This window comes from Weissella sp. DD23, assembly GCF_001579105.1.
Lineage (GTDB): Bacteria > Bacillota > Bacilli > Lactobacillales > Lactobacillaceae > Weissella > Weissella cibaria.
Genome location: NZ_KQ970394.1, coordinates 20,508 through 21,193, shown reverse-complemented (window position 1 = coordinate 21,193; position 686 = coordinate 20,508). Strand labels below are relative to the sequence as shown.

Below are 686 nucleotides of genomic sequence, written 5' to 3'. Positions count from 1 at the left end.
GTTCGACGGCTTCAACAGTCGTAGCATCCTTCAATTGATCAAGATACGTCTGCTTATCTGCATCGTCCAAGTTCGTCAAACCACTAATTTCTGTCGTCGCCCAGTCCTTTGCGTTCGTTAAGTTCTGTGCCGTGGCGTCAGTTACGATTGCGTCGATGGCGTCCGCGGTTGTAGCGTCAGTCACCTGTTGCTTATAGTCGGCTTTCTCTTCGTCCGTCAGGTATTTCATCGCATCGATTGCTGCCGTAGCATCGGCCTTTGCATCGGTCAGGTCAGTACCTGTAGCGTTGCGGGCATCCTCAACAATTTGTTCAACAGCTTCAACCGTTGCGGCATCTGGCAATTGATCGAGGTAAGTTTGCTTGCCTGCATCATCTAAGTTGGTCAAACCACCAATTTCTGTCGTCGCCCAATCCTTTGCGTTCGCCAAATTTTTTGCGGTTGCGTCAGTTACGATTGCGTCGATGGCATCCGCTGTTGTCGCATCAGTTACTTGTTGCTTATAGTCAGCCTTCTCTTCGTCGGTCAGATACTTCATCGCATCAATGGCTGCTGTTGCGTCGGCCTTTGCATCGGTCAGGTCAGTACCTGTAGCGTTGCGGGCATCTTCAACAATTTGTTCAACTGCTTCAACCGTTGTGGCATCTGGCAATTGATCGAGGTAAGTTTGCTTGCCCGCATCATCT

1 pseudogene is annotated in these 686 nt (G+C 50.0%); it reads right to left on the bottom strand.

Features of this window, described 5'->3' with window-relative positions:
- Positions 1–686, bottom strand: a pseudogene (locus WEIDD23_RS13610) (GA module-containing protein); the annotation flags it as partial.